Source organism: Vibrio sp. TMPB1044, from assembly GCF_030442075.1.
GTDB classification, from domain to species: Bacteria; Pseudomonadota; Gammaproteobacteria; order Enterobacterales; family Vibrionaceae; genus Vibrio; species Vibrio satsumensis.
On record NZ_JAUJED010000014.1, the window covers coordinates 71,925 to 94,923 of the forward strand.

The 22,999-nt window shown below is 43.9% G+C and carries 23 protein-coding genes; 11 read left to right on the top strand and 12 right to left on the bottom strand.

Features of this window, described 5'->3' with window-relative positions; genetic code table 11:
* The first annotated feature begins 263 nt into the window (after positions 1–263).
* Together norR and QQ041_RS08475 are read left to right on the top strand one after the other, a co-directional pair.
* Complete coding sequence (gene norR, locus QQ041_RS08470) at positions 264–1,856, top strand: nitric oxide reductase transcriptional regulator NorR (protein WP_146490738.1); 1,593 nt, start codon at positions 264–266, stop codon at positions 1,854–1,856.
* An 89-nt stretch (positions 1,857–1,945) separates the two neighbouring features.
* A complete protein-coding gene (locus QQ041_RS08475; RefSeq protein ID WP_086714140.1) occupies positions 1,946–2,305 on the top strand; it encodes a glutaredoxin in 360 nt (119 codons plus the stop codon).
* A gap of 107 nt (positions 2,306–2,412) precedes the next feature.
* Here QQ041_RS08475 and QQ041_RS08480 read toward each other — a convergent pair whose 3' ends face one another.
* Complete coding sequence (locus QQ041_RS08480; RefSeq protein WP_146490739.1) at positions 2,413–3,048, bottom strand: OmpA family protein; 636 nt, start codon at positions 3,046–3,048, stop codon at positions 2,413–2,415.
* 269 nt (positions 3,049–3,317) lie between these two features.
* Between QQ041_RS08480 and QQ041_RS08485 the strand changes: the two genes are divergently transcribed.
* The 6 genes from QQ041_RS08485 (at position 3,318) to QQ041_RS08510 (ending at position 8,898) form a co-directional block, all read left to right on the top strand.
* Positions 3,318–3,944, top strand: coding sequence for a thioredoxin domain-containing protein (locus QQ041_RS08485; protein WP_285953582.1), 627 nt, complete (start codon positions 3,318–3,320; stop codon positions 3,942–3,944).
* Between the two features lie 75 nt (positions 3,945–4,019).
* Positions 4,020–4,493 carry an FKBP-type peptidyl-prolyl cis-trans isomerase gene (locus QQ041_RS08490; protein ID WP_017062642.1) on the top strand — a complete coding sequence of 158 codons (474 nt, stop codon included), beginning with the start codon at positions 4,020–4,022 and terminating at the stop codon, positions 4,491–4,493.
* A 157-nt stretch (positions 4,494–4,650) separates the two neighbouring features.
* Entirely contained in the window at positions 4,651–5,244 is a 594-nt protein-coding gene (locus tag QQ041_RS08495; protein ID WP_061016789.1) for a TetR/AcrR family transcriptional regulator, read from the top strand.
* A gap of 140 nt (positions 5,245–5,384) precedes the next feature.
* Positions 5,385–6,416, top strand: coding sequence for an NADP-dependent oxidoreductase (locus QQ041_RS08500; protein ID WP_285953583.1), 1,032 nt, complete (start codon positions 5,385–5,387; stop codon positions 6,414–6,416).
* A gap of 35 nt (positions 6,417–6,451) precedes the next feature.
* Positions 6,452–7,072 carry a glutathione S-transferase family protein gene (locus QQ041_RS08505; protein ID WP_285953584.1) on the top strand — a complete coding sequence of 207 codons (621 nt, stop codon included), beginning with the start codon at positions 6,452–6,454 and terminating at the stop codon, positions 7,070–7,072.
* A gap of 149 nt (positions 7,073–7,221) precedes the next feature.
* Positions 7,222–8,898 carry an RluA family pseudouridine synthase gene (locus tag QQ041_RS08510; RefSeq protein WP_285953585.1) on the top strand — a complete coding sequence of 559 codons (1,677 nt, stop codon included), beginning with the start codon at positions 7,222–7,224 and terminating at the stop codon, positions 8,896–8,898.
* A 250-nt stretch (positions 8,899–9,148) separates the two neighbouring features.
* On the opposite strand, the gene QQ041_RS08515 is transcribed toward QQ041_RS08510, so the two are convergent.
* From QQ041_RS08515 to QQ041_RS08525, 3 genes are all read right to left on the bottom strand, one after another.
* Complete coding sequence (locus QQ041_RS08515) at positions 9,149–9,442, bottom strand: YkgJ family cysteine cluster protein (protein ID WP_017076090.1); 294 nt, start codon at positions 9,440–9,442, stop codon at positions 9,149–9,151.
* Between the two features lie 174 nt (positions 9,443–9,616).
* A complete protein-coding gene (locus tag QQ041_RS08520; protein ID WP_060981202.1) occupies positions 9,617–10,801 on the bottom strand; it encodes a D-alanyl-D-alanine carboxypeptidase family protein in 1,185 nt (394 codons plus the stop codon).
* Between the two features lie 178 nt (positions 10,802–10,979).
* Positions 10,980–11,567 (bottom strand): DUF4136 domain-containing protein, encoded by a 588-nt coding sequence (locus QQ041_RS08525; protein ID WP_146490748.1) that lies wholly within the window; start codon positions 11,565–11,567, stop codon positions 10,980–10,982.
* 268 nt (positions 11,568–11,835) lie between these two features.
* Here QQ041_RS08525 and QQ041_RS08530 point away from each other — a divergent pair, with 268 nt between their 5' ends.
* Entirely contained in the window at positions 11,836–12,090 is a 255-nt protein-coding gene (locus QQ041_RS08530; protein WP_010430226.1) for a YgjV family protein, read from the top strand.
* Positions 12,091–12,346: 256 nt separating this feature from the next.
* Here the strand turns inward: QQ041_RS08530 and QQ041_RS08535 are convergent, their stop codons facing one another.
* Positions 12,347–15,514: a glycosyl hydrolase family 18 protein gene (locus tag QQ041_RS08535; RefSeq protein ID WP_285953586.1), complete on the bottom strand. Its 3,168-nt coding sequence runs from the start codon at positions 15,512–15,514 to the stop codon at positions 12,347–12,349.
* A gap of 451 nt (positions 15,515–15,965) precedes the next feature.
* On the opposite strand from QQ041_RS08535, the gene QQ041_RS08540 reads away from it, so the two are divergent.
* Entirely contained in the window at positions 15,966–17,552 is a 1,587-nt protein-coding gene (locus QQ041_RS08540) for a BCCT family transporter (RefSeq protein WP_285953587.1), read from the top strand.
* A gap of 127 nt (positions 17,553–17,679) precedes the next feature.
* Here QQ041_RS08540 and QQ041_RS08545 read toward each other — a convergent pair whose 3' ends face one another.
* On the bottom strand, positions 17,680–18,042 hold the full coding sequence (locus tag QQ041_RS08545; protein WP_285953588.1) for a RidA family protein: 363 nt from the start codon (positions 18,040–18,042) through the stop codon (positions 17,680–17,682).
* Positions 18,043–18,323: 281 nt separating this feature from the next.
* Here QQ041_RS08545 and QQ041_RS08550 point away from each other — a divergent pair, with 281 nt between their 5' ends.
* Entirely contained in the window at positions 18,324–18,770 is a 447-nt protein-coding gene (locus QQ041_RS08550) for a DUF417 family protein (protein WP_285953589.1), read from the top strand.
* Between the two features lie 75 nt (positions 18,771–18,845).
* Here the strand turns inward: QQ041_RS08550 and QQ041_RS08555 are convergent, their stop codons facing one another.
* The 6 genes from QQ041_RS08555 to QQ041_RS08580 all read right to left on the bottom strand — a co-directional run bounded on the left by QQ041_RS08555 (position 18,846) and on the right by QQ041_RS08580 (position 22,653).
* Positions 18,846–19,322, bottom strand: coding sequence for a GNAT family N-acetyltransferase (locus tag QQ041_RS08555; RefSeq protein ID WP_285953590.1), 477 nt, complete (start codon positions 19,320–19,322; stop codon positions 18,846–18,848).
* Between the two features lie 76 nt (positions 19,323–19,398).
* Positions 19,399–19,863: an acyltransferase gene (locus QQ041_RS08560; protein WP_285953591.1), complete on the bottom strand. Its 465-nt coding sequence runs from the start codon at positions 19,861–19,863 to the stop codon at positions 19,399–19,401.
* A 119-nt stretch (positions 19,864–19,982) separates the two neighbouring features.
* Positions 19,983–20,132, bottom strand: coding sequence for a hypothetical protein (locus QQ041_RS08565; RefSeq protein WP_285953592.1), 150 nt, complete (start codon positions 20,130–20,132; stop codon positions 19,983–19,985).
* A 145-nt stretch (positions 20,133–20,277) separates the two neighbouring features.
* Entirely contained in the window at positions 20,278–20,793 is a 516-nt protein-coding gene (locus tag QQ041_RS08570) for a GNAT family N-acetyltransferase (RefSeq protein ID WP_285953593.1), read from the bottom strand.
* 31 nt (positions 20,794–20,824) lie between these two features.
* Positions 20,825–21,181 carry a hypothetical protein gene (locus QQ041_RS08575; protein WP_285953594.1) on the bottom strand — a complete coding sequence of 119 codons (357 nt, stop codon included), beginning with the start codon at positions 21,179–21,181 and terminating at the stop codon, positions 20,825–20,827.
* Between the two features lie 224 nt (positions 21,182–21,405).
* Positions 21,406–22,653, bottom strand: coding sequence for a RidA family protein (locus tag QQ041_RS08580; protein ID WP_285953595.1), 1,248 nt, complete (start codon positions 22,651–22,653; stop codon positions 21,406–21,408).
* Positions 22,654–22,999: the final 346 nt, after the last annotated feature.

The window sequence follows — 22,999 nt, forward strand, 5'->3', positions numbered from 1 at the left end:
GAGTTATTTTGACTCGTTTTCGTTTCAAAAAATCGTAAAACCTGATTAATGCCACCTGATTGATTGAGATCAAGAATACTCTTTTTAATCAGAGTTATAATCGGGCTTCGATGACTCTTTTGCACAATCGATGCCAAGTTTATCAATCCCCGTCATTACTGGTTTTAATCTCAAAGCCCATCTTATAAAAATGTCAAAAAGACCTTTTTTTTAGGTCAATAAGACTCTATTATGTATATAAACACACAGAGTTAGAGTTTTTTATGCAAGATATCTCCGCATCTACCCTCATGGAAATGACCATTGGCCTTGCAAGTGGTGTGAACGATCAAGATCGTTTTAATCGCCTTATCGATGCCATCCGTAAAACCATTACGTGTGATTGTGTCGCGCTTTTAAGCCTTCAAGGTGACACACTAGTACCTATCGCAATGCAAGGGCTCAGTCGAGACACGTTCGGTCGTCGTTTCATCATTTCAGAGCACCCACGTTTTGCGGAGATATGTGCATCTCGCTCTCCTGTTCGTTTCGATTCTGATAGTTCACTCCCTGATCCTTTTGATGGTCTGCTGATCGATCATGATGGCGATCTGCCAATGCACGCCTGCATGGGTTTACCTCTGCTGTTTGGTGACAAATTATTAGGAGTGCTAACCCTAGACAGCCTAAAACCTGATGTCTTCGCTAATATTCCAGCACGTAACCTTGAAGTACTAGCAGCGATTGCGGCTTCAAGCATGCAGATGGCATTGACCTTTTCTCAGCTTGAACATCAAGCCAAACAGTCTAAGCAGCTATTAGAAGAGTTAAACGTTGAAGCGTGGGAGCGTGACGGCGGCGAGTTGATTGGTAACAGTGATACCATGGTCGCGCTCAAGAACGACATCGCGGTTGTCGCACCGTCTGAATTTAATATCTTGATTCATGGGGATACTGGTGTTGGTAAAGAGCTCGTTGCTCGTACCCTGCACCACCAATCGCAGCGTAAACGTAACCCACTCGTCTACGTAAACTGTGCTGCAATTCCTGAAAACTTAGTAGAAAGTGAATTGTTTGGTCACGTTCGTGGTGCGTTTACTGGCGCAGACAAAAACCGCTTAGGTAAGTTTGCTCTAGCCGATGGTGGCACACTGTTCTTAGATGAAATTGGTGAATTACCCTTAGCTGCGCAAAGTAAGTTACTGCGTGCGCTGCAAAACAACGAAATCCAACCTGTTGGCCAAGACAATATTCAAACCATTGATGTTCGTGTTCTGGCTGCAACCAACCGAGACTTAAAGCAAGAAGTTGAAGACGGTCGATTCAGAGCCGATTTATACCATCGACTGAGTGTGTACCCTATCGCGGTGCCTGCACTGAAAGATCGTGGTGACGACATCAGCCTATTAGCTGGTTTCTTCTTAGAACAAGCGCGTCGTAAGCTTGGTATCAACCAAGTTAAGTTCCGCTCTGACGTTCTTTCTTTCCTAAACCGTTATGGTTGGCCAGGTAACGTTCGTGAACTTGAGCACGTGATCAGTCGTTCAGCATTGAAAGCATTGGCGCGTAGCACCAATAAAAACCTCGTGACAATCACTAAAGAAGATTGTGGTCCACTCGACCAAGATCAGCCGATTGCGACTACACAGGTGAAGAACACGCCATTATCAACACCAACGATCGACCTCTCTGCAGGGTTACGTGGTGCAACGGATGATTTTCAACGCAGTATCATTACTGAGGTATTGGAAGATGCCAATTTTAACTGGGCACAAGCAGGCCGTGTTCTGAAAACAGACCGAGCAAACCTGACTCGACTGTCTAAGCGTTTAGGGCTAAATGTGGCTAAGTCTCACACGATCGAACGGACAAAATAGATATTAGCGGTTTGTTGCGAGCATCTGACAAAACTTGTGTATATAATGCTGCAAATTGTAACGCTAATTTTAAATATGTAGAGAGAGTTATGAAGTTTATCCGTTGGTTCTTAGGTCGTGTCATCTTGTTATTGAACTTTGTTTTCAGCCCACGTGGTGTGAAGCGTTCTCAAGAAGAGCAAAGCAAAGTGAATGAGCAAGCAAAAACGCACACGTTATACCAATTCGAAGCGTGCCCATTTTGTGTGAAAGTGCGCCGCGCGATGAAACGTCAATCGGTTCAATTTGAACTTCGTGATGCAAAAAACAACGAGCAACACCGTGCAGAACTTGAAGCTGGCGGCGGTCGTGTGAAAGTGCCTTGTCTACGTATCGAAAAAGACGGCAAAACTGAGTGGATGTACGAATCTTCAGATATCGTTGCTTACTTGGAAAAACAATTCGCATAAGCTCACAAGCTAAGCGAAAGCCAGACATAAAAAATCCCTCGAATGTGAGGGATTTTTTATGTCTGTTATTTGTGAATTCGTCTAGTTTGGAGCAAAAACGCCAGAGGCTATTTGGCGACAATCAGCATCAATTCCACACGGCGGTTACACGCCTTGCCTTGCGCAGAGGCGTTCGTACAAGCTGGTACATACTCGCCAAAGCCTCGTGTATAAATGGAGCGGCTTGACACGTAGTTACTCTCTAATCGAGCCTTCACTTCTTTTGCACGCTGCTCTGATAGCGGATCGTTGATTCGATCTGTGCCCGTATTATCGGTGTGACCTTCAATCACCACATCAATATCTTGGCGCTGAGCAAGGTAGCTGCCCAACGTATCTAGCCATTGGTTATAAGCTGGTTCAGGGAAAGCAGAACCTGTTTTAAAGTTCACGTGCTGCTCAAGCTTTACCATCACATGGTTACCCGGCAACACTTCAAAATCGATACGGTTTTGTCTTAGAAAGACTTCCAGTGGATCGTTAGTCGATACGCCACGTCCGTAGTTGGTAGTGATGGTGCTTTGTTGATGGGTGCTGCTCTGAATCGAGTATCCACGATTGCTTACTACATGAGTCGTTTGAACCACACCCCATTCAGGATGCATCAAGTCGTAATCGGTTTGCGGTGCAGTTTCTAGCATATCATCGCCCAACATGCCCGTTGGTAATGTCGTTTCACACCCTGCCAAAGCTATGCTTAACATTATCGCTAAATATCTCATTACTTCACCAACCACTCATGCATATAAACCATTCATTAATGTCTATATCGGCACCGAGGGAAAAACTTTAGACGAAAACTTTATACCAAAAGAAACCAGACAAAAAAAGTGCTGTTGATCACAATTAACCGTCAACTAGCCTGCCGTCACCCGCTAGTTCCAACTGTTTGCATTTATTTACCTTATAATTGTTTTCCAATTCGTACTAAATAGTTAGAATCTCACGACTTCTCAACGCTAGAGCAAACATTATGTTTAAACCATTTACTAAATTCATCACAGCACTCGCTGCCGTACTTATTATCGCAGGTTGTAGTGAAACAGACGAGCCACAAAAAGGCGTTCAATACGAAGCGCTTCCAACTGCTCTAACAGAATTTAACTTGTCTCCGATCACTGAAATCTTCTCTCTTAACTGTGGTCACTGCCGTCAAATGGAAAGTGCTATTCCAGAGATTGAATCTCTAACAGACCAAACTATTGGCAAGATGCACGTGACGTTCAACGAAAGCGCTCAAATCAGCGCAATGATCTACTACACAGCAGTGATGCAGCTTGATGCGTCGCCTGACCACGCGTTTATGGACGACCTATTTGGTGCCGTTCAAATGGGTGCAGATGCAACACCAGAGCAGCGTCAACAAGCACTAGAGACAGCGTTTACTTCTCGTGGTTTGATTAGCCCATACCAGCTGAACAAAGAACAACAAGTCGCTCTTTTCGACTACGTTAAAAAAGCAGAAGAGATCTCAGTAAAAGGTCAGATCAACTCAGTACCAACCTTTATCATCAACGGTAAATACCAAGTACTAACAGCAGGTCACCAAGACGTTGCTGGTATCGCAAAAACGATCAACTACCTTTTGACTCAACCATAATCGCTGCTTTGCCAGCGGATTAACACATTCTGCATTAACTACGAAATTCAGCACTCAATATAAATAGGTTTTACTATGTCTAAATTTGTCATCCCGGTCATTGTCTTTCTTTTGGCGGGTTTCATGATTTACCGTACTTGGACGAATCATAAGTCTGGCGGAGAAAACTTCGAACAAGGCCAGCAATTTCTAATTGAAAACGGCACTAAAGAAGGCGTGATTACGACTGAAAGCGGTCTTCAATACCTTGTTCTTGAAGAAGGTACAGGCACAGAACACCCAACTAAGAACAGCAAAGTAACGGTTCACTACCACGGTACGCTGATCGATGGCACTGTTTTCGACAGCTCTGTTGAGCGTGGCGAGCCAATCTCATTTGCCCTTAAGCAAGTAATCAAAGGCTGGCAAGAAGGTTTGACTTACATGGTTGAAGGCCAAAAAGTTCGTCTATTCATTCCAAGCACTCTAGCTTACGGTAAAGGCGGTTCAGGCCCTATCCCACCATCATCGACTCTGATTTTTGATGTAGAGCTCATCTCTATCAAATAATCGAAGGCGACCGATTTAAGCCCCAACATACGCGCTATGTTGGGGCTTTTTTATATTTGAACATTTGAAGCCACTTTAGCTACTTTAGCAACGGCCGAATATACCCTTGAAAACCGACCACTAGACGACTGGTCTAATTTAACTTATAGTACCGACCATGAACGAAAAAACGAATGACACACGCCTACATGTTTTAGATGTTGGCTATCAACTAATAGTAAACAACGGCTTTAACGGCGTTGGCCTATCGCAATTGCTTAAAGAAGCGGACGTGCCGAAAGGATCGTTTTACCACTACTTTAAATCTAAAGAGCAATTTGGCGAGGCGTTGATTCAACACTATTTTGAAAACTACATCACTAAGATTGAAGCAATTTTAGTACACGGTGAAGGTAATCATTATCAGCGAATCTTGAGCTATTTCTCGCTATGGGCGAAGACCGAAAACGGTACCTGTAATGCTCATAAATGCTTGGTCGTTAAACTCAGCGCGGAAGTTTCTGATCTCTCTGATCCTATGCGCCAAGCGCTGTTAAAAGGTGCTGAGAAAGTGACGAATACCATCGAACAGTGCATTGTCGGCGGTATTGCAGATGGCTCTATAAAGGTTGAAGACAGCCAAGAAGCAGCCCAGAACCTATACTCTATGTGGTTAGGTGCAAGCTTATTAAGCAAACTGAGCCAGAGCTCCCATAGCTTACAGTCGGCTTTGAGCCTTACTGAACGAATTTTAAAAGGTGAAAGCCAATAACGCGCAGCGCGTTTGATTGGCTTTAACTTAAAAGAAATCACCCGCCCTCTTATCAATTTGATAACGGCGGGATTTTTAGACAACAAGACTAGACGACTGGTCTAATTCTAAATATATAAAACATAAATTAAGGATATCCAATGACTCAACAAGACAATCGCCGCATCGTATTGGCATCTCGCCCAGTTGGCGCACCGACTCAAGACAACTTCCGTTTAGAGACAGTAGCTGTGCCAAGTATCAAAGACGGCGAGATGTTACTTCGCTCAGTTTACCTTTCACTAGACCCATACATGCGTGGTCGTATGAGCGATGCTAAATCTTACGCAGATCCCGTTGCGATTGATGAAGTGATGGTTGGCGCAACCGTATGTCAGGTTGAAGAATCAAACCACGCTGATTACGAAATTGGCGAATGGGTTCTGGCTTACACAGGTTGGCAAGATCTTGGTGTGTCTAACGGTGAAGGCCTAATCAAACTAGGCAAAGAACCAACGCACCCTTCTTACGCGCTTGGCATCATGGGTATGCCTGGTTTTACTGCTTACATGGGCTTGCTTGATATCGGCCAACCTAAAGAAGGCGACACGCTAGTCGTTGCGGCAGCAACAGGTGCTGTAGGCGCAACCGTTGGACAAATCGGCAAACTAAAAGGCTGTCGTGTTATCGGCGTTGCAGGCGGTCAAGAGAAGTGTCTGTACGCGAAAGATGTACTTGGCTTTGATGAATGTATCGACCACAAAGCTGACGACTTCGCAGAGCAACTGGCTAAATCGTGTGATAACGGCATCGACGTTTACTTTGAAAACGTTGGTGGCAAGGTATTCGATGCAGTAATGCCTCTGCTTAACACAGGTGCTCGTATTCCTGTGTGTGGCCTTATCTCTCAATACAATGCGACTTCACTGCCTGAAGGACCAGATCGTATGTCTAGCCTGATGGGTATGCTGCTGGTTAAACGAATTAAGATGCAAGGTTTCATCATCTTTGATGACTACGCACACCGTTACAACGAGTTTGTTGTTCAAATGACGGAATGGTTGTCTCAAGGCAAGATGCACTATCGTGAGCACCTGGTTGAAGGTTTAGAGAATGCGCCGCAAGCATTCATGGGCCTATTAGAAGGTCAGAACTTCGGTAAGCTCGTTATCAAAACGAACGAAGCTAAATAAATTCAATAAATTGAACCCGTTAACTAGGTAGAATCATGATTACTTTGCATCACCTGAATAAATCACGCTCAAAGCGTATCATCTGGTTGTTGGAAGAGCTTGGGGTAGATTACCAAATCAAACCATACCAAAGAGACAGTGTCACTTTTCTTGCGCCACCAGAACTTAAATCCATTCACCCATTGGGTAAATCTCCTGTCATTGAAGACGATGGCGTCGTGATCACTGAATCTGGTGCGATCACGGAATACCTAATCGACAAATACGGTCAGGGTAAGTTCGCACCTACACGCGGCACAGCAGACTACGTGGAATATTCGCAATGGCTTCACTTCGCTGAGAGTTCAGGTATTTTACCAATGTTGCTTAAGATCTTTGTGATGAAAGACGGCTGTGAAACTAACTTCCTAGGCGGTTATGCAGACGACGAGAACCAAAAGATCTTAACTTACGTGAATAGTGCACTTGAAGGTAAAACCTACTTGGTTGCAGACACACTAACAGGTGCCGACTTTATGATGTCGTTCATCGTAGAAATCGTTGGTAACTTTGGTGCAACTGCGCTTTACCCGAACATTGCTAAATACGGTGAGCTTTTAACGAGCCACCCTGCTTACCAAAAAGCAGAGCAAGTAGAGCTAGAACACTCGAACTGATCGAGTTTCACTCAAACGCGTGCTTTCTAGGGTAATACAAGAAACTAAATGAAGCCAAAGCCGATTTATCTTCTGCTGTGGCTTCTCATTTGTCTTCATTTCGACAACAATACCGAACTCTAACTGAACAGCCATAGAGTTTGATCTTAATGCCAGCAAACCTCGCTCAATACACACCTCTGCACCTAGCAAACACGAATGTAGATTTAGCGCTACCGACTCGCTTTACGTTCCCGTATTACTATACGCCGCACCCTGTGTGTGAATTAGCTATGCTGCAACTTCAGCAGTCACTTGTCGAATATGGTATTAATGAAACCTCGCAAGGTAATCTCTACGCAGTGCTTCTTGTTCAGAACCCAACTACACAAGAATTAGGCTACCTTTCTGCATTTTCAGGCTTGCAGTTAGATCCGGCTTTGGTCTCTCAGTTAAACAACATCCACTTTGTTCCACCAGCCTTCGATTCAAAACAGTTTCAATCTCAAAACAGTGCCAACCTTGCTCGCCAAATGCAACTAGCGAATGACATAAAGAAGCTACAACAGTCGCACAACCTAGATGCATTATTGGCTGAGCTTGAAGAGTTAAAAATCAAATCAGCTCAAGCTATCGATACCTTTCAGTTAGCAATGACCGCGAACAAAGCCCAACGTAACGAACTCAGAGAACAAGCCAATCAAGAAAAAGCATTAGGGAATCTAGAGTCAGCGGCGAATTTGCTCAAACAACTGGGCAATCAAAGTAGCCAAGAGAAACGTGACCTAAAAGCGCTTCGTATTGAATGGAAACAGAAGATCGCAGAACGTCAATCACACGTTGATTTGATTGAAAACGAACTGAAAAACCGTAAGCAAGATCACCAGGCAGTTTCAGAACAGTTGGAAACTCAACGTCTCTCTCACTATCGCTTTATCAATCAAGCAGCTGAACCAAAGCATTTACTTGAGTTGTTAGAAGGGAAAGACGCCCTTGAAGGCTCCGGAGATTGCTGCCTACCAAAGCTACTTAACTTTGCCTTTGAACACAGTCTTAAACCGTTAGCTTTAGCCGAGTTTTGGTGGGGATTACCACCAACAGATATCATTCGACAACATGGAAACCTTTACCCTGTTTGCCAGAGTAAAAGCTTCGAGATTCTCGACCACCAGCTAAGCGACATTGAGTTGGAAGATAACCCGCTTATCGTAAACCCTGCGGTGGGTAAGTCGTTTGATATTGTTTATGAAGACGAAGATATCGTGGTGGTGAATAAACCAGAGGAGTTCTTGTCGGTTCCAGGTAAGTTTATCGAAGATTCTGTTTATACTCGCATAAAAGCGCGTTACCCGGACGCTACTGGTCCTTTGATCATCCATAGATTGGACATGTCGACATCTGGCTTGTTGATCTTGGCGCTCACGGCCGAGTCAAACAAACACATTCAAAAACAGTTCATCGATAGAACCGTCGAGAAGCGCTACACCGCTTTGTTAGATGGTGAAATAACGGGTGAATCTGGCGATATCAGCCTGCCTTTGCGTGGCGACATCACCGACAGACCAAGACAGCTCGTTTGTCATGAACATGGGCGCAACGCAGAAACGCACTGGCAAGCAGTCAGCACCAATAACGGAAAAACCAAGGTGCACTTGTATCCAAAAACAGGCCGTACCCACCAGCTACGCATACACTGCGCTCACCCACAAGGACTTGGCGTACCAATTCGTGGTGACGACTTATACGGATACAAACGCGAGCGCTTACACCTGCACGCTGGCTACCTAAAGTTGATTCACCCGACAACAGGTGAATGGATGGAGTTCGAAGTGCCTTCTGAGTTTTAAGCTGTTCTTATCGTGCTAAAACTATTACAGCGATGAAACTATTACCGCGCTAAAATTTTTGTTCCATTAAAACTTTTTCTCGCTAAAGCTCTCACTTCGCTTAAGTTCTTGTTTCGTTAGATTTTTTATCTCATTAAACGCGTCAGGGTTCTAAATCTGCTTGAGATATAGAACCCTGAAGTTTAATTTTTTATGTGCTTATCACAGGCCGGTAGCGTACTTTCGTTACTAACTTCAATGTTGCAGAGGCCTAACCCATAACATCAGTGCGTTGTTCCACACACTCGTAAGAGCCCATTTCGAACTCACGGCAGATCCAAGGTCGGTTTTCGTAAATAGTACACATCAGTGTTTCTCTATCTACCGCAGAACACCAACCGTCGTCTAATCTCAACATGGTTTCGCCACCCCACTCGTCATACGCAATATGCTCTTCAGGAACGCCGGTATCTGTGATGATCATAACCTCTAAACGACAACAGCATGCCTGACAATTGGCACATGTTACTTCGGGCTCGGTTACGTTCTTTATCTCTATCGTCATAAGTGACTACACTGCTAAATTTTGCGTATAGTAATCGAAACCGCCCGCTACGGCTAATAAAGATGGTACGAAGCGGTGTTTTCATTGATGTAAAAATAACAATGGGCGCTGTGATTCACTCACAACGCCCATATATTTCTACTTTTCATTGCGACTTATCGCCACAAGCTCTATTTAGAATAGGCTCGCGAAGAACAACTTAACATAGTCCATTAAACGTTTGAACAAACCGCCCTGTTCAACCGCTTCCAGCGCAATTAACGGCTGGGTTTGCACATCTTCACCATCAACGGTGTAATGAACCACCCCTAACGTTTGACCTTCTGCAATTGGGGCTTTCAGTTCAGAGTTAAGCTCGATAGATGCAGTCAGCTTTTTACTGTCTGACTTAGGCAGCGTAATAAACGTGTCTTCTGCAACACCTAACTTCAATGTGTCTTGATCACCAAACCACACCTTCTCTTCAGCCACTTGATCGCCGCCTTGGTGCGGGTTTAGTGTATCGAAGAAACGGAAACCATAGCTCAACAACTGCTTGCTGTCTGACTCACGGCTCTTAACACTTGATGCGCCCATCACAACCGCGATAAGTCTCATCTCACCTTGTGTCGCTGAACTCGCTAAACTGTAGCCTGCGCCAGATGTGTAGCCCGTTTTCATACCATCAACCGTTAAGCTTCTATCACGCAACAAGCCATTACGGTTGTGTTGTGTAATGCCGTTATAACTGAAAGAACGCTCGCTGTATAAACCATACACATCCGGTAAATCACGAATAATGGCACGACCGAGTAGCGCAATATCATAAGGAGTCGAATAGAGATCATCAGCGTCTAAACCATGTGCATTGGCAAAATGGGTATTTTCTAGCTTCAGAGATGTAGCCCAAGAGTTCATAAGATCGACGAATGCATCTTGTGAACCTGCAACGTGTTCTGCAATCGCAACGCTTGCATCGTTACCTGATTGAATAATCAAACCTCGATAAAGGTCCATCATGGCTACATCAGTGTTTACTTCGATAAACATTTTTGAAGAGTCAGGGAAGTTCTTCGCCCACGCATTTTCGCTGATTCGTACTTGATCGTCAGCAGAGATGTTGCCTCGCTTCATCTCTTGTCCAGCCACATAGCTGGTCATCAACTTGGTCAGACTCGCTGGGTTTAACTTAGTGTGTGCGTTTTTTTCTACCAGCACATCACCAGAATTAAAATCAATTAACACATAGCCTTTTGCGCCTAGGCTAGGCGGGCTTGGTACAATAGAAGGTGCTGCGATAGCTGCATTACTGACCATCGCTGCGTTACTTACAATGAATATACTTAATAGAGGGAGAGAGTATTTGGAGAACAGTTTCATTGAATCAAACCTAAGTTAACGTTTTGTGCAGTATAGACAAATGCTAGCAAAAGAAGCGCGAACTTTACGTTGCTTTACGTATTTGTACCGTTCGTTACAAATAAAAAAGCAGAATCTGCGATCTGACCATTTTTTCAACAGAAAATATTGATTCAATGAATGTGTACATCGCTTAATTCTAGCGTTCGGGCATACGTCTAAATAGCATATCTATAAAGCCAGTAATGCGCTGTTTGCTTTCGCTTGGCTCTAAGTCAGGCTGGATACCAGACTGAGCTAGAGCTTGCCACAATACGACTTCAGATTCAGGAACGAAAAAGGCAATGTACAAAGACCCTTTCTCCGCTACTTTACCTTCACCATCGTAAAATGGCACACCAGTAGATAGCTTAATCGCATCGAAGATAGACTCATCGTTCAGTTCCGATTCTTCCGCTAATCCAAAGCCTACAACAACATCGCCGACACCATCCTGTTTTAACTGATAACCTTTACTAGAGAGCTGTTCTTGAATCGCGTCACGCACCAGATCAGTAACCACGGTTTCATCGTATTTTTGAGAAAGGTAAACCTGTTCTGACTCAGGATGCCATGAATACGTCAGCACGCCGTGTTTCATGAAATCAAAATCACCGCTAGTGACCACACCATAATTATGCGTGGGTGGTATTTCTTGCGTAGTACATGCGGTCAGCCCAATAGCCATCAAAGCCAACAGTGCTACTTTTTTTATGCTTTTTGTTGCACAAATGGATCGTTTTATCATTCGTGACTCCCTTACCCATATAAGAATAACTATCAATTCAACCTCCAACATAAATAGTAATTATGTTAATAGAAAGGTCATTAAACGTTTGCGTAATCGCTAACCTTCACTTCTGTCCATTTTGGGGGTTTTATCACAAAAACAGAGTTGGTATTGTTTACCCCGTTAAACAAAACCAGACCATTCGAGGCACGGAGCTTCCTCAATCATCTCATGAAGAGAAGAATTGGTACCGACAAAGTATCGGCAAATTTAAGAGGGTCAAACAATGGAATTCAATATGGTTGAAATTTTAGGTTACGCTGCGTCTATTATGGTCGCAATTTCATTAACAATGAAAGATATCGTTCGCCTGCGTGTCCTTAACTTTATTGGCTGTACACTCTTTACAGCATACGGCGTTATGATTGACGCATGGCCAGTTGTCGCGACCAACGGTTTCATCGCTTGTGTAAACATCTACTTTCTTGCAAAAATGCAAAAGGAAAAAAAAACGGAAGCGATGAAAGCAGCGAAAGCTTAAATTAGCGATTAGCATTTCAAATAATTCTGAAAAAGCCCAAATAAAGTGATCTATTTGGGCTTTTTTCTATCTGTTATTCCTCTACACGCTCACTACCTTCTACTTTTTCACCGTTCGGACATAGCGGGCGTAAAACATAGTAAGACCATGAATAAAAAACGCCGAACAGGATTGAGTTCGGCGTTTGACTCTACGTTAAGTGGTTTGTTTAAGGAGGTGGGGATAGAAAGCTCTCACCTCTATCAACAAATCAATACTATGAACACAATTTGGTCCAGCTACCGTCACTGCCCGGCTCAGAACTTGTCCACCAGTTAGCTTGGTAAATACTACCGTTGTGAACGACTTGGTCACCCGTGTTTGCATGGCTTGGATTACCTGCCCAATCTTTCTGAGGTAGATCTGGGTAAACAGTTAAACCTGCAGTATCACACGTACCAGGGTTTGTACCACCATCGCCAGGGTTACCACCACCAGAACTGATATCACCTAATGGTAGATCCGGTTGCTCAAAGCTAAAGGCATAGTCGACGCCATTCACACTCACCGCATAGTTTGCAGGGCCTGAAATTGGTAAGTAATACACCATATCTAGCTCATACACACCACCAGCAGGAAGATCTTCCCATGCAGGTAACGTGAACGCTACGCGGTGCATAGTACCGTCTAATCCGCCGATGTTATCCGCACGAGTATGACCCGAAGCAATCACAGTCAAACCACCGCCCGATTGATCTTTCGCGTTATCAGGAGCTGATACTGGAATATCGAATTGGAACTCGGTTCCACCCGGAAGTGCTTGCCCTGTGTTGTTTGTGAACGTGATCTTAGGATTGATTGGGTAGTTTTGGTCGCCGACTTTGAAGCCACCAACCGATACCGCGATATCTAATGCTTCTGTTGGAGTAGCACCCGTCGCTACTTTGTTTCCGTATGGCGTCGCAGACTTAAACTTATCGTAGATAGCTTTAGTCATGGTGTTACCCATATGGAACTCACCGTTACCACTATTACACGCTTGTTCAGTCGTATCGATAGACGTTCGGTTGCCATTCGCATCGAGTACATAACAGTTGTAATCCCCTGCAAGTTCCCAGAACATGATGCCGCCGATCTCTTTGTCGATAACGTAGTCAGCTTTCACGTCGATAGACTGTTTATCTTCCGTTGAAAGGAATACGCCCTTCTCTGCATTCCACAGCCAAGGGGCAACTGCCACACTGTCGTAGTTACGCGTGTAAGTTCCCGTTAGAACATCTGAAGGATCATTCATAGGATCAAGCTTGTAAGCTTCTGCATATGAGCCCCAAATTCCTTTTTCTAGGTTCTTCGCGTGCCACATTGGGTTTGAACCCGCACCCATCTCGTTGCCTTTCGGATCGGTATCGTGCCACATGTTGTCGATACCAATAGCGCCATGACCACAGTTGTTCTTCTCGCCTTCGCCTGTACCCGCCGCACATTCAGATTGATTTGGTAGCGCAGCTCGCCCCCAAAGACCATTTTCGCCACCAGTTACACCTTGCCAACCACGCGTGTAGTAAGGCACACCGATGTTAATACGACCTGCTGGCATTGAACCACGGAAGTAATGGTAAGCCCAATCCGTGTTCAAATAACCGATACCGCCGTAAGCCGCCGTGTCGTAAACATTCCACTGTGCTAACTCAGAATCTTTACCTGTATCAAACAAGGCAGCGTTATGACCAACGTGATCGTTCCACGCACCGTGAAGATCGTAAGACATGATGTTCACGTAATCGAGATACTTGGTTACATCAAATGTTTCCATACCGCGCAATAGGTAGCCAGAAGAAGGCGCTGCGATCGTTAACATGTAGTGATTGCCATCTTGCGCAGACGCAGCATCGAGCTTCTCACGTAGCACTTTCATCAACACTTGGTACGAAGCCCATAGGTACTGACGACGTGGTTCCATGAAATCTTTGTCGTATGGGTTACCAGCGCCTGCCATTGAGGTTGGGTATTCGTAATCGATATCTAGACCATCGAACTGGTATTTACGAAGCATTTCAACCGCTGAAGTCGCGAAGGTTTCGATACCTTGATGGTTGATAGAACCATCAGCATTTGTCGTCATGGTGTAGAAACCACCGTCAGCAACTCGGCTGCCATCGGTCGCGAAGTGACCACCGGTTTCCGCCCAACCACCGATTGAGATTAGCGTTTTCACTCCATGTTTTTTCTTCGCTGTCGCTAATGCACCGAAATGACCTTTGAAGCCTAATGCAGGGTCAACTTCCACGCCCGGCCACTCTTTACCAACCGCTGCGTTGTTCGGATCGTTCACATCACCAACGTTTACTTTACCGTCTGAACCGATGCTCACGAACGCGTAGTTAATATGTGTCAGTTGTTCCCAAGGAATATCATTGACTAAGTAAGCAGCTTGTGGGTCATCCCCAGCACGCCAACTTGTGAAGTAACCAATGACACGACGTGGATGATCCGCGCCCATTTTCTCACGACCTTCATCATCGTAAATCGTACAGTAAGGAACATCGACACCTTGAGTTTGGTATAAGCCATCAGGGCGACATGTGTTCACTGTTGGAGCGCCATTCACAGTTAAAGAAGCCAATGCTGAATCTGCCGTCGCACCTTGGTCGTCTGTTGCTCTCGCGTAAACCGCTAAAGAACCTGCTTGAGTCGTTGTGTAATCTAACGTGTACGGGCTAGTTGCAGCTGTGCCGACAAGAGCACCAGCCACGTAGAAATCAACCTTATCGACAGTGCCATCGCTGTCTGTTGCTGTTGCGGTAAGTGTTACCACATCACCAACATCGACCGAAGCTGCTGAAAGCGCAACCGAAACTGTCGGTGCTTCATTTCCAGGTGTAACGGAATCGACAGAGACAGAAACCGCACTTGTAACACTTGCTGCGCCTTCATTATCCATTGCAACAACAGAAACCTGATGATTACCCGACGTTGCAGCCCAAGTCGCTTCGAAAGGTGCTGCTGTGACTACCGCAACAGATACGCCATCAACAAAGAACTCAACCGAAGCCACACTGCCATCAGCGTCTAGTGCTGTTGCACTCAATACAATATTGTCGCCTTCAGTAATCACGTCAGAAGCAGAGGGTGCCGTTAATGAAGCTGTTGGTACTTCATTAGGCGTACCACCACCTCCGTCGCCGCTACACACATCGACTTTCTTCCATTGTGCGTAGTCGCCTTCAAATTGGCTTGGGTTGTTATTTTGATTCCAGTAATTTGCCGTATAAGCACTGCCGTCATGTGAAACCTGATCACCTCCGGTGTATACAGTGGCAGAATCCCACGTTTCTAACGTTGAGCAATCCACAGCCGCATAGCTGTTGAACGCCATTAAGCATGACGCGGTGAGCGTACTGAGTGTAAAAACCTTCTTAGCCACTCTTCCTTGGTTTAGGTGCATGTTAGCTGTCCCTTAAGTTGTTGTTTCAAGATGTTTAATTTAAATGGGATTTTCCTCGCCACTTAAATCTCTTCGCAAAACAACTGTAGGTAACAGCGCTAATTTAACACCTAAAATATTCAGTATTTATAAAATGACTCGCATTAATTTGTTTATAGCATGCAATGAGTCGACACTTATTTTGCACCAACAACTAATATTAATTTATTTCGGAAAGCTAAAAAATAACGTCTCAAAAATCAGAAATGTGATTTGGATTCGAGAAAAAAATTCGTATCAAAACTAGCCAAAAAGTAGTGATTTAAAGGCGATTTGGGATTCATTTGGGAATTCGCCCACTTTTTGATAACAAATGTGTTAGTATCGGCGGCTTTTTTGACGAACCTCACATTTCTATGCAAGTGTGGGAGAAATACATAGGCTTGAAAGAGCCAAATATAGCGAAGAAATAATGTCCAACTTGACGCAAGTCGCCAACGAAAACATCAACGCAGAATCTACTTCTATCGATTTCAATAAAGCTCAATCTTTGGGTGAAAAACTGGAACTCGGAAACCCAGTCTTTTGGCTTAGTGGCAGTTTTTTAACCCTCTTTGTCATCCTCGCTTTCACCAACACCTCCGTGTTGTCCGAACTTGTTAACATCGGCTTTAGTTATTCAACTAAGTGGTTCGGTGCTTTCTGGCAAGTCCTACTACTTCTCAACTTCATTATCGGTTTAGTGCTTGCACTAGGTCGTACAGGCCATGTTCGCTTAGGAACACTTGCCCTACCAGAAATGACCACCTTTAAATGGATGTCTATCGTCCTATGTACGCTGCTAGCGGGTGGCGGTGTATTCTGGGCAGCTGCAGAGCCTATTGCTCACTTCGTTTCAGCTCCGCCACTGTATGGCAACGCAGATCCTCAAGCGATGGCATTCAACGCCCTATCACAATCTTTCATGCACTGGGGTTTCCTTGCATGGGCAATCTTAGGTGGTTTATCTTCCATCGTGTTAATGCACCTGCATTACGACAAAGGCCTTCCTCTTAAGCCCCGCACTCTGCTTTACCCAGTACTTGGCGACAAAGCGATTAACAGCTGGGTTGGCAATGTAGTCGATGCATGTAGTATTGTGGCAGTGGCTGCAGGTACTATCGGCCCGATTGGTTTCCTTGGCCTACAAATCAGCTACGCGCTGAGCGAACTGTTTGGCATTTCAGATACATTCGCAACGCAAAGTGTTGTTATTATCTTTGCTATCGCTATGTATACGCTTTCGGCTTTGAGCGGCGTGAACAAAGGTATCCAACTGGTAAGCCGTTACAACATCATCTTGTCTGTGTGTCTAATCGGCTACATCCTTCTTGTTGGCCCAACGAGCTTCATTGTTGATGGCTACCTGCAAGGTATGGGTGAAATGGTTGATAACTTCATCCCAATGGCGCTATACCGCCAAGATACAGCGTGGCTAGGTGGCTGGACTGTGTTCTTCTGGGGTTGGTTCTTAGGTTATGGTCCAATGATGGCTATCTTCATTGCTCGCATCTCACGCGGCCGTACTATTCGCCAAATGATCGTTTCTATCAGCATCGTTGCACCGCTTGTAACGTGTTTCTGGTTCAGCATCGTTGGTGGCAGTGGTTTAGCGTTTGAACTAGAGAACCCTGGTGTCATTTCTAACGCGTTCGAAGGCTTTAACCTTCCTGCTGTGCTACTGGCCATTACCGCTCAACTGCCGTTCCCGACTTTGATTGCGATTCTGTTCCTGATCCTAACGACCACGTTCATCGTGACAACAGGTGACTCGATGACTTACACCATCAGTGTAGTAATGACAGGCACGACAGAGCCGAACGCAGCGGTACGTACTTTCTGGGGTATCATTATGGGTGCGGTAGCTATTGCACTTATCTCGATGGGCTCAGGCGGCATCTCCGCTCTACAGTCGTTCATTGTGATCACAGCCGTTCCGGTTTCGTTCATCTTGCTGCCGTGTCTATGGCACGCACCGAAGATCGCGAAGCAAATGGCAAGAGACCAAGGTCTCGTTTAATACCTAGTCCGATTTAGTGTCGGGTAGCGTGTAAACAATAAAGCCACTCAAGTGATTCACCTGAGTGGCTTTGTTTTATCTGGTCGTTAAATGTATCGACGAAGCTTATTTCTACCGATAGTTCGGTTTATTGAAACTGTTCACCCGCAGCAACCATGAATGACATTTCAACCAATAGCTCAGGATTAGCAAGTTCTGCTTTCACGCATGCTCGGCTTGGCGCGCAGCCTTCAGGGAACCACGCTTCCCAAACTTCATTTAGTGCATCAAAGTTAGCGAAATCCGTTAGGTAAATCGTTACGGACAACACGCGAGATTTGTCACTGCCTACTAAGCTCATCATTTCTTCAGCTTGACCAAAAATTTGCTGAACCTGACTTTTGATACCTGCCGTTGTATCCGCTTCAGCAACTTCCACAAAACTTGCGATACCGTTGAAAACAGTCACATCTGACCAACGCTTGGTCGGGTTAATTCTATGAATTTTCACTGGTTATACTCTTCTTATAATTAGGGGGAACATCAGCGTAATTTAATCCAAATCGCAAATATTGAAAACAAAAATTGGAAAACTCGTAGCTCCTTTTGAACAGCACGCTCGCCTACCTATTACTTCAGTTCTCAACACCACTAGTCTTTCGGTTCATATCGAGACAATTAGTCGCCACCTGTTAAATCTCTAGATAAATATATTAATTATTATTCTCAACGCGAAATTTAATCTGAACTCTTGCGGTCATATTCAGGGATTTTATTAAATGGAGTACTTTTATGCATGTTCAAACCTATGATTTAAAGCAAAGCAACATTGGATACAACCTAGGCGTGATTGGCGTAACATTAGTGTTAGCTTGGATTGGAATTTACAAGTTTACGCCTACTGAAGCGATGCTTATAGAACCGCTAATCGCAAATCATCCTGCAATGAACTGGCTTTACAGTCTGTTCTCGGTACAAGCTGTGTCTAACATGGTGGGTGGCGCGGAGATCATTGTAGCGATTGGACTGATCGTTGGATTTAAGAAACCGACAGTTGCCTTCTACTCAGGCATTGCAGCAGCGGCTATCTTTGTTGTGACACTCAGCTTCCTGATTACAACGCCAAATGCTTGGAAAGTATCAGATGGCATCTTAGTCACTAACTTCTTCCTAGTGAAAGATATTCTATTTTTGGCGATCGCTATTAGCGTAATCGAACGTAACAAACCTCAGAAGTAACCGTAACGTAAACCTTTAAATAAAAAGGCTCGAAGCTGGCTAGAAGGACGCTGCCAGCTTCTGATGTATAAGGTTTTACTTGGCAATACCATCGTGATTAAAGCACTGTCTCGTTACTAAGCCCCATTTTTCGTCCTGATACTGGTCTTCAACGTAGTTGCCTGAAGTGTAGTCATTGACCACCTCTCTCCAGAATTTAACAGCATGCTCTGCACCTAGTACTTGCTTGATCTCCCAACTGCCCTTTAGGTGTTCAAACAGTTCAGAAATAAACTGTTTTCCTACTTTATTTTTTCGAAAATAAGGCACTACATAGAAGTCGCAAATCTCAAACTCGTTTGGCGCTTTGGTTTCAATGGCTGTCAATGCGGCAGGAACTCCATCAATGTAGAGTAAGTAACCCGTAACGCTATCACCAAGCGTCGGATAGATCTCAAACAAGCCGTACTCGTCTGGTTTATCTCCAATGATCTTTGAAAACTCGGCCGCATACCCCTGATACAAATTCGCGTATACCTGTTGATTACCGCTATAGACTGTCACAATGTTCATAAACAACTCTCTTTCTAACAATCACTATTGATGCCATATATCATGAATCATAAACGATAACTTTGTCTTCTCGAAACTAAGGTAAGTCTCTTAACTTCTTAGCTGGGTTACCTGCATAGATACCTTTCTCAGTGATGTCTTTGGTGACCACACTGCCCGCGCCGATTACTGCACCTTCACAAATGTTCACAGGCAGAACCGTGGCGTTAGAACCAATCGTGACGTTGTCAGCTATCCAGGTACGACCCCAGCTTTCAGGATTGGGATCTGGTTTGCCCTCTTTGAATAAGTCGTTGGCAAACATGACTCCGTGGCCAACAAAGCAGTCACTGCCAATAGTCACATACTCGCAAATAAAAGTGTGAGATTGAATCTTACTTCTCGCGCCTATCACCGAGTTCTTTTGAATCTCAACAAAGGGGCCAATGAATACATCATCTTTAAGCTCACAGCCATAAACGTTGCTTGGCTCGATGATAGTGACATTCTCACCACAGGTAATATCAGTAATCTGTGCTTTTAAAACTCTAGGGCTTGCCATGCTTCCTCTAAGATCAACACCATATATCAATCTAAACAATTGTGCCGTAAGCAATTAAGTACAAGCAAATTGTAAGAAAGAGAGTTGGTAGTGGATCAAAGATTCCATGAGTCTGATAACTAAAACACTCCAACCAGCACGACGGACAACAGTACACCACCGATAAAACTCGGCGCATGAAATGGGCGAGCTTTAGATTTTACGTACTCTATCTGAAGCTCTTCTTGATAAGTTTTGACGGCGAGTTCTTTTACGTAGTTATTTTGCATAATAAGCTCCTTTTCTATGATTAAGAGAAGCTTAGGACTTGAAGCTAGGTTGAGGTAAAGCAAAAATTCAAATTAATTGAACACTTTATTTCGCTCGACCTTTTAATGTTTGTAAGTGTAGGAATGTAAACGACAGACAAGAAGACTAGAGCAGAGATCGGTACACACACAACTCACGATCTTCACCATGAATTTTGCGTACCTGTTTCTCAACGAACTCAACACCGAGTTTTCGGATAACAGACTCTGAGCGTTTATTTTCAGACAAGTGCATCACTTCCAACTCAGTGAGTCCCAAATGAGCTTTACCGTATTCGACTAGCGCAGAAGAAGCTTCAAACGCGATGCCCTGCCCCCAAAACGGAACACCAAGCCAATAGCCAAGAGTACCAACGCCATCGACTAAACTAGGGAAGCTGACCGCACCAATGATTTCATCGTTAGCTTTAATAGTTATCGCGTAAATCACACCCTTTTCTTCATTAAAGAAAGACTCGTGCGAGTTAATCCATTCAACCGCCATCGTTGGTTTGTATGGATGAGGAATAGCAGCTGTCATATCCGCTATCACTTTCTCACCCGCGAGATCAGCGACGCGCTCGCTATCACTCAACCTAAATGGCCTTAAGATTAATCGTTCTGTGATAATGTTCTGCTGCATAACCTTTCCCTCACCTATCGTCTTATAACGATTATTCAAGAATGACCCTAAATACATCATTATTCACGCCACCCACATCCACTAATTCTCCAGTTTCCATATGAAGTGAAGTGTTTAATTGTCGAGTTGAGCGTGGCTCTTTCGTTTCTCGAATCACGAGCAGATCGACCAAGTAGCCAGAGTATTGCTTTCGTATTAAGCCTGAAAAAGTAACACTTTCAACCCTATCCGCGAGTACAGAATTAAATGTTTTATCTTCTAAAACACCCGCGGAGATGGATGTATCACCATAAAATAGCGTGATGGTTGTTGGGTCTGGAGTTAACTTTTGATTGGATGAACACCCCATCATAGCTAAGCACAACATTAAAATAACTCGAAATTGCATAAACTGGTTTTCTTACGTTAAGCGTCTGTTTTTCATATTAAAACACTTCACATCAATAAACACCATATGTCGGGCAGAAGCTTGTTTAGAGTAAGTTATGTAGTGAGGCTTAACGAAGGAGTTACGTCTTGAGATGGGTTCGTTAATCAGAGAATCGGCTCTAGCTCCTTGTTCAGAAGCTAAAGCCGACATTAGATCGAGATTATCGAATTGGGTTCAGTGAATTAAGCAACAACGTCTTGTGGAGGTGTGCCTTCGCAGTTAGAAACGACAGCATCAATTTGAATCAGTGCATTCATAGGAATCTCTGAAACCCCCACCACCGTTCTTGCCGGTAAGTCAGCATTAAAGAACGTAGTGTAGACCTCGTTCACCGCATCAATATCTGAAATATCTTTAAGTTGAATATTAATTTTCACCGTATCGTCCATGCTATGATCAACACTTTCAATGATCGCCTTAATATTCTTAAGACACTGTTCAGTTTGCTCTTTTATACCACCAGCAATCACTGCATTGGTTTTCGGATCTACAGGTAGTTGACCTGAAATATGGTTATAGTGAGAGAAAGCAACGGTGTGCGAATAAGGCATGAATGGTGCAGCAACAGTATTATTAGCTTCAATAACCAGTAGGCGCGTATCTTCTGGTAATTGCGGCGGTGTACCGTCGCCATGTGAAACGGACGTATCGATTTGAATTAAAGCGCCCATTGGCAGTTCAGCGGCATTAACAACCGTTCGCGCTGGTACGTAACTTGGGAAGAACTTAGCACAAACTTCATTTACCTTGCCTGCATCTTCAACATTTTTAAGGTAAATAGTGGTTTTAACCACATCATTCATTACATGACCGATGCTTTCTAGAATAGCTTTAATGTTTGATAGACATTGTGCTGTTTGCGCCTCGATACCACCATCAACCAACTCACCTGTGGTTACATCTATCGGTAACTGAGCTGAAAGATTGTTGTAGTGAGAGAAAGCCGCTGTCTGAGTCGATACAGTACTTTGAGGCGCATTATCCGTATTTCTTGATACCTTAACTAGCGCGCAAGGTGCTTGTGGTTTAGTGCCTTCACCGTTTGAAATAAGAGCATCCATTTGAACTAAAGCGTCACTATGCGGTAGCGCAGTTACGCCCACGACTGTACGCGTAGGAAGAGTTTTGTGGAAGAAGCTTTTGTAGACTTCATCAATAGCATCGATATCAGAAATATTCTTAACGAAAACATTAATCTTCACGACATCATCCATAACATGGTCGATGCTTTCAACAATGGTTTTAATATTATTTAAGCATTGTGCTGCTTGGTCTTTAATATCGCCAATCACGACTTCACCTGTTTTAGGTTCAATAGGTAATTGAGCTGAAAAATTATTATAATGAGAAAAAGCGACCGTTTGTGTAGATACAGAGTTTATTGGTGCATTTTCAGTATTTCTTGAAATTTTAATGATATCGCTACTCATCGGAATTATCCTTTTAATAATAAATATATACGTATTTATATTTAACAATCGTATTGGGAAGAATGATTAAAGTAGCGCCATGTTAAGTGAATTGTTTTAGGGTAAACGTGATATCCATCAGACTATTACCTGACTATAAATCAGTGATTTATAGAATAATTAGTCATCAAACGCCTAATTATCCGCAAATAAGATGGCGAACCGAGTAATAAGCCCCCTTTATCTTTTGATATATTCAACAATCATGAATACCCACTCAGATAAAGATATAGATAACTTTTAAAATTTAGAAAACATTTGATAGGTTGTTCACATTAAAGCCCTGAAAAATCACTTACTAGATGAA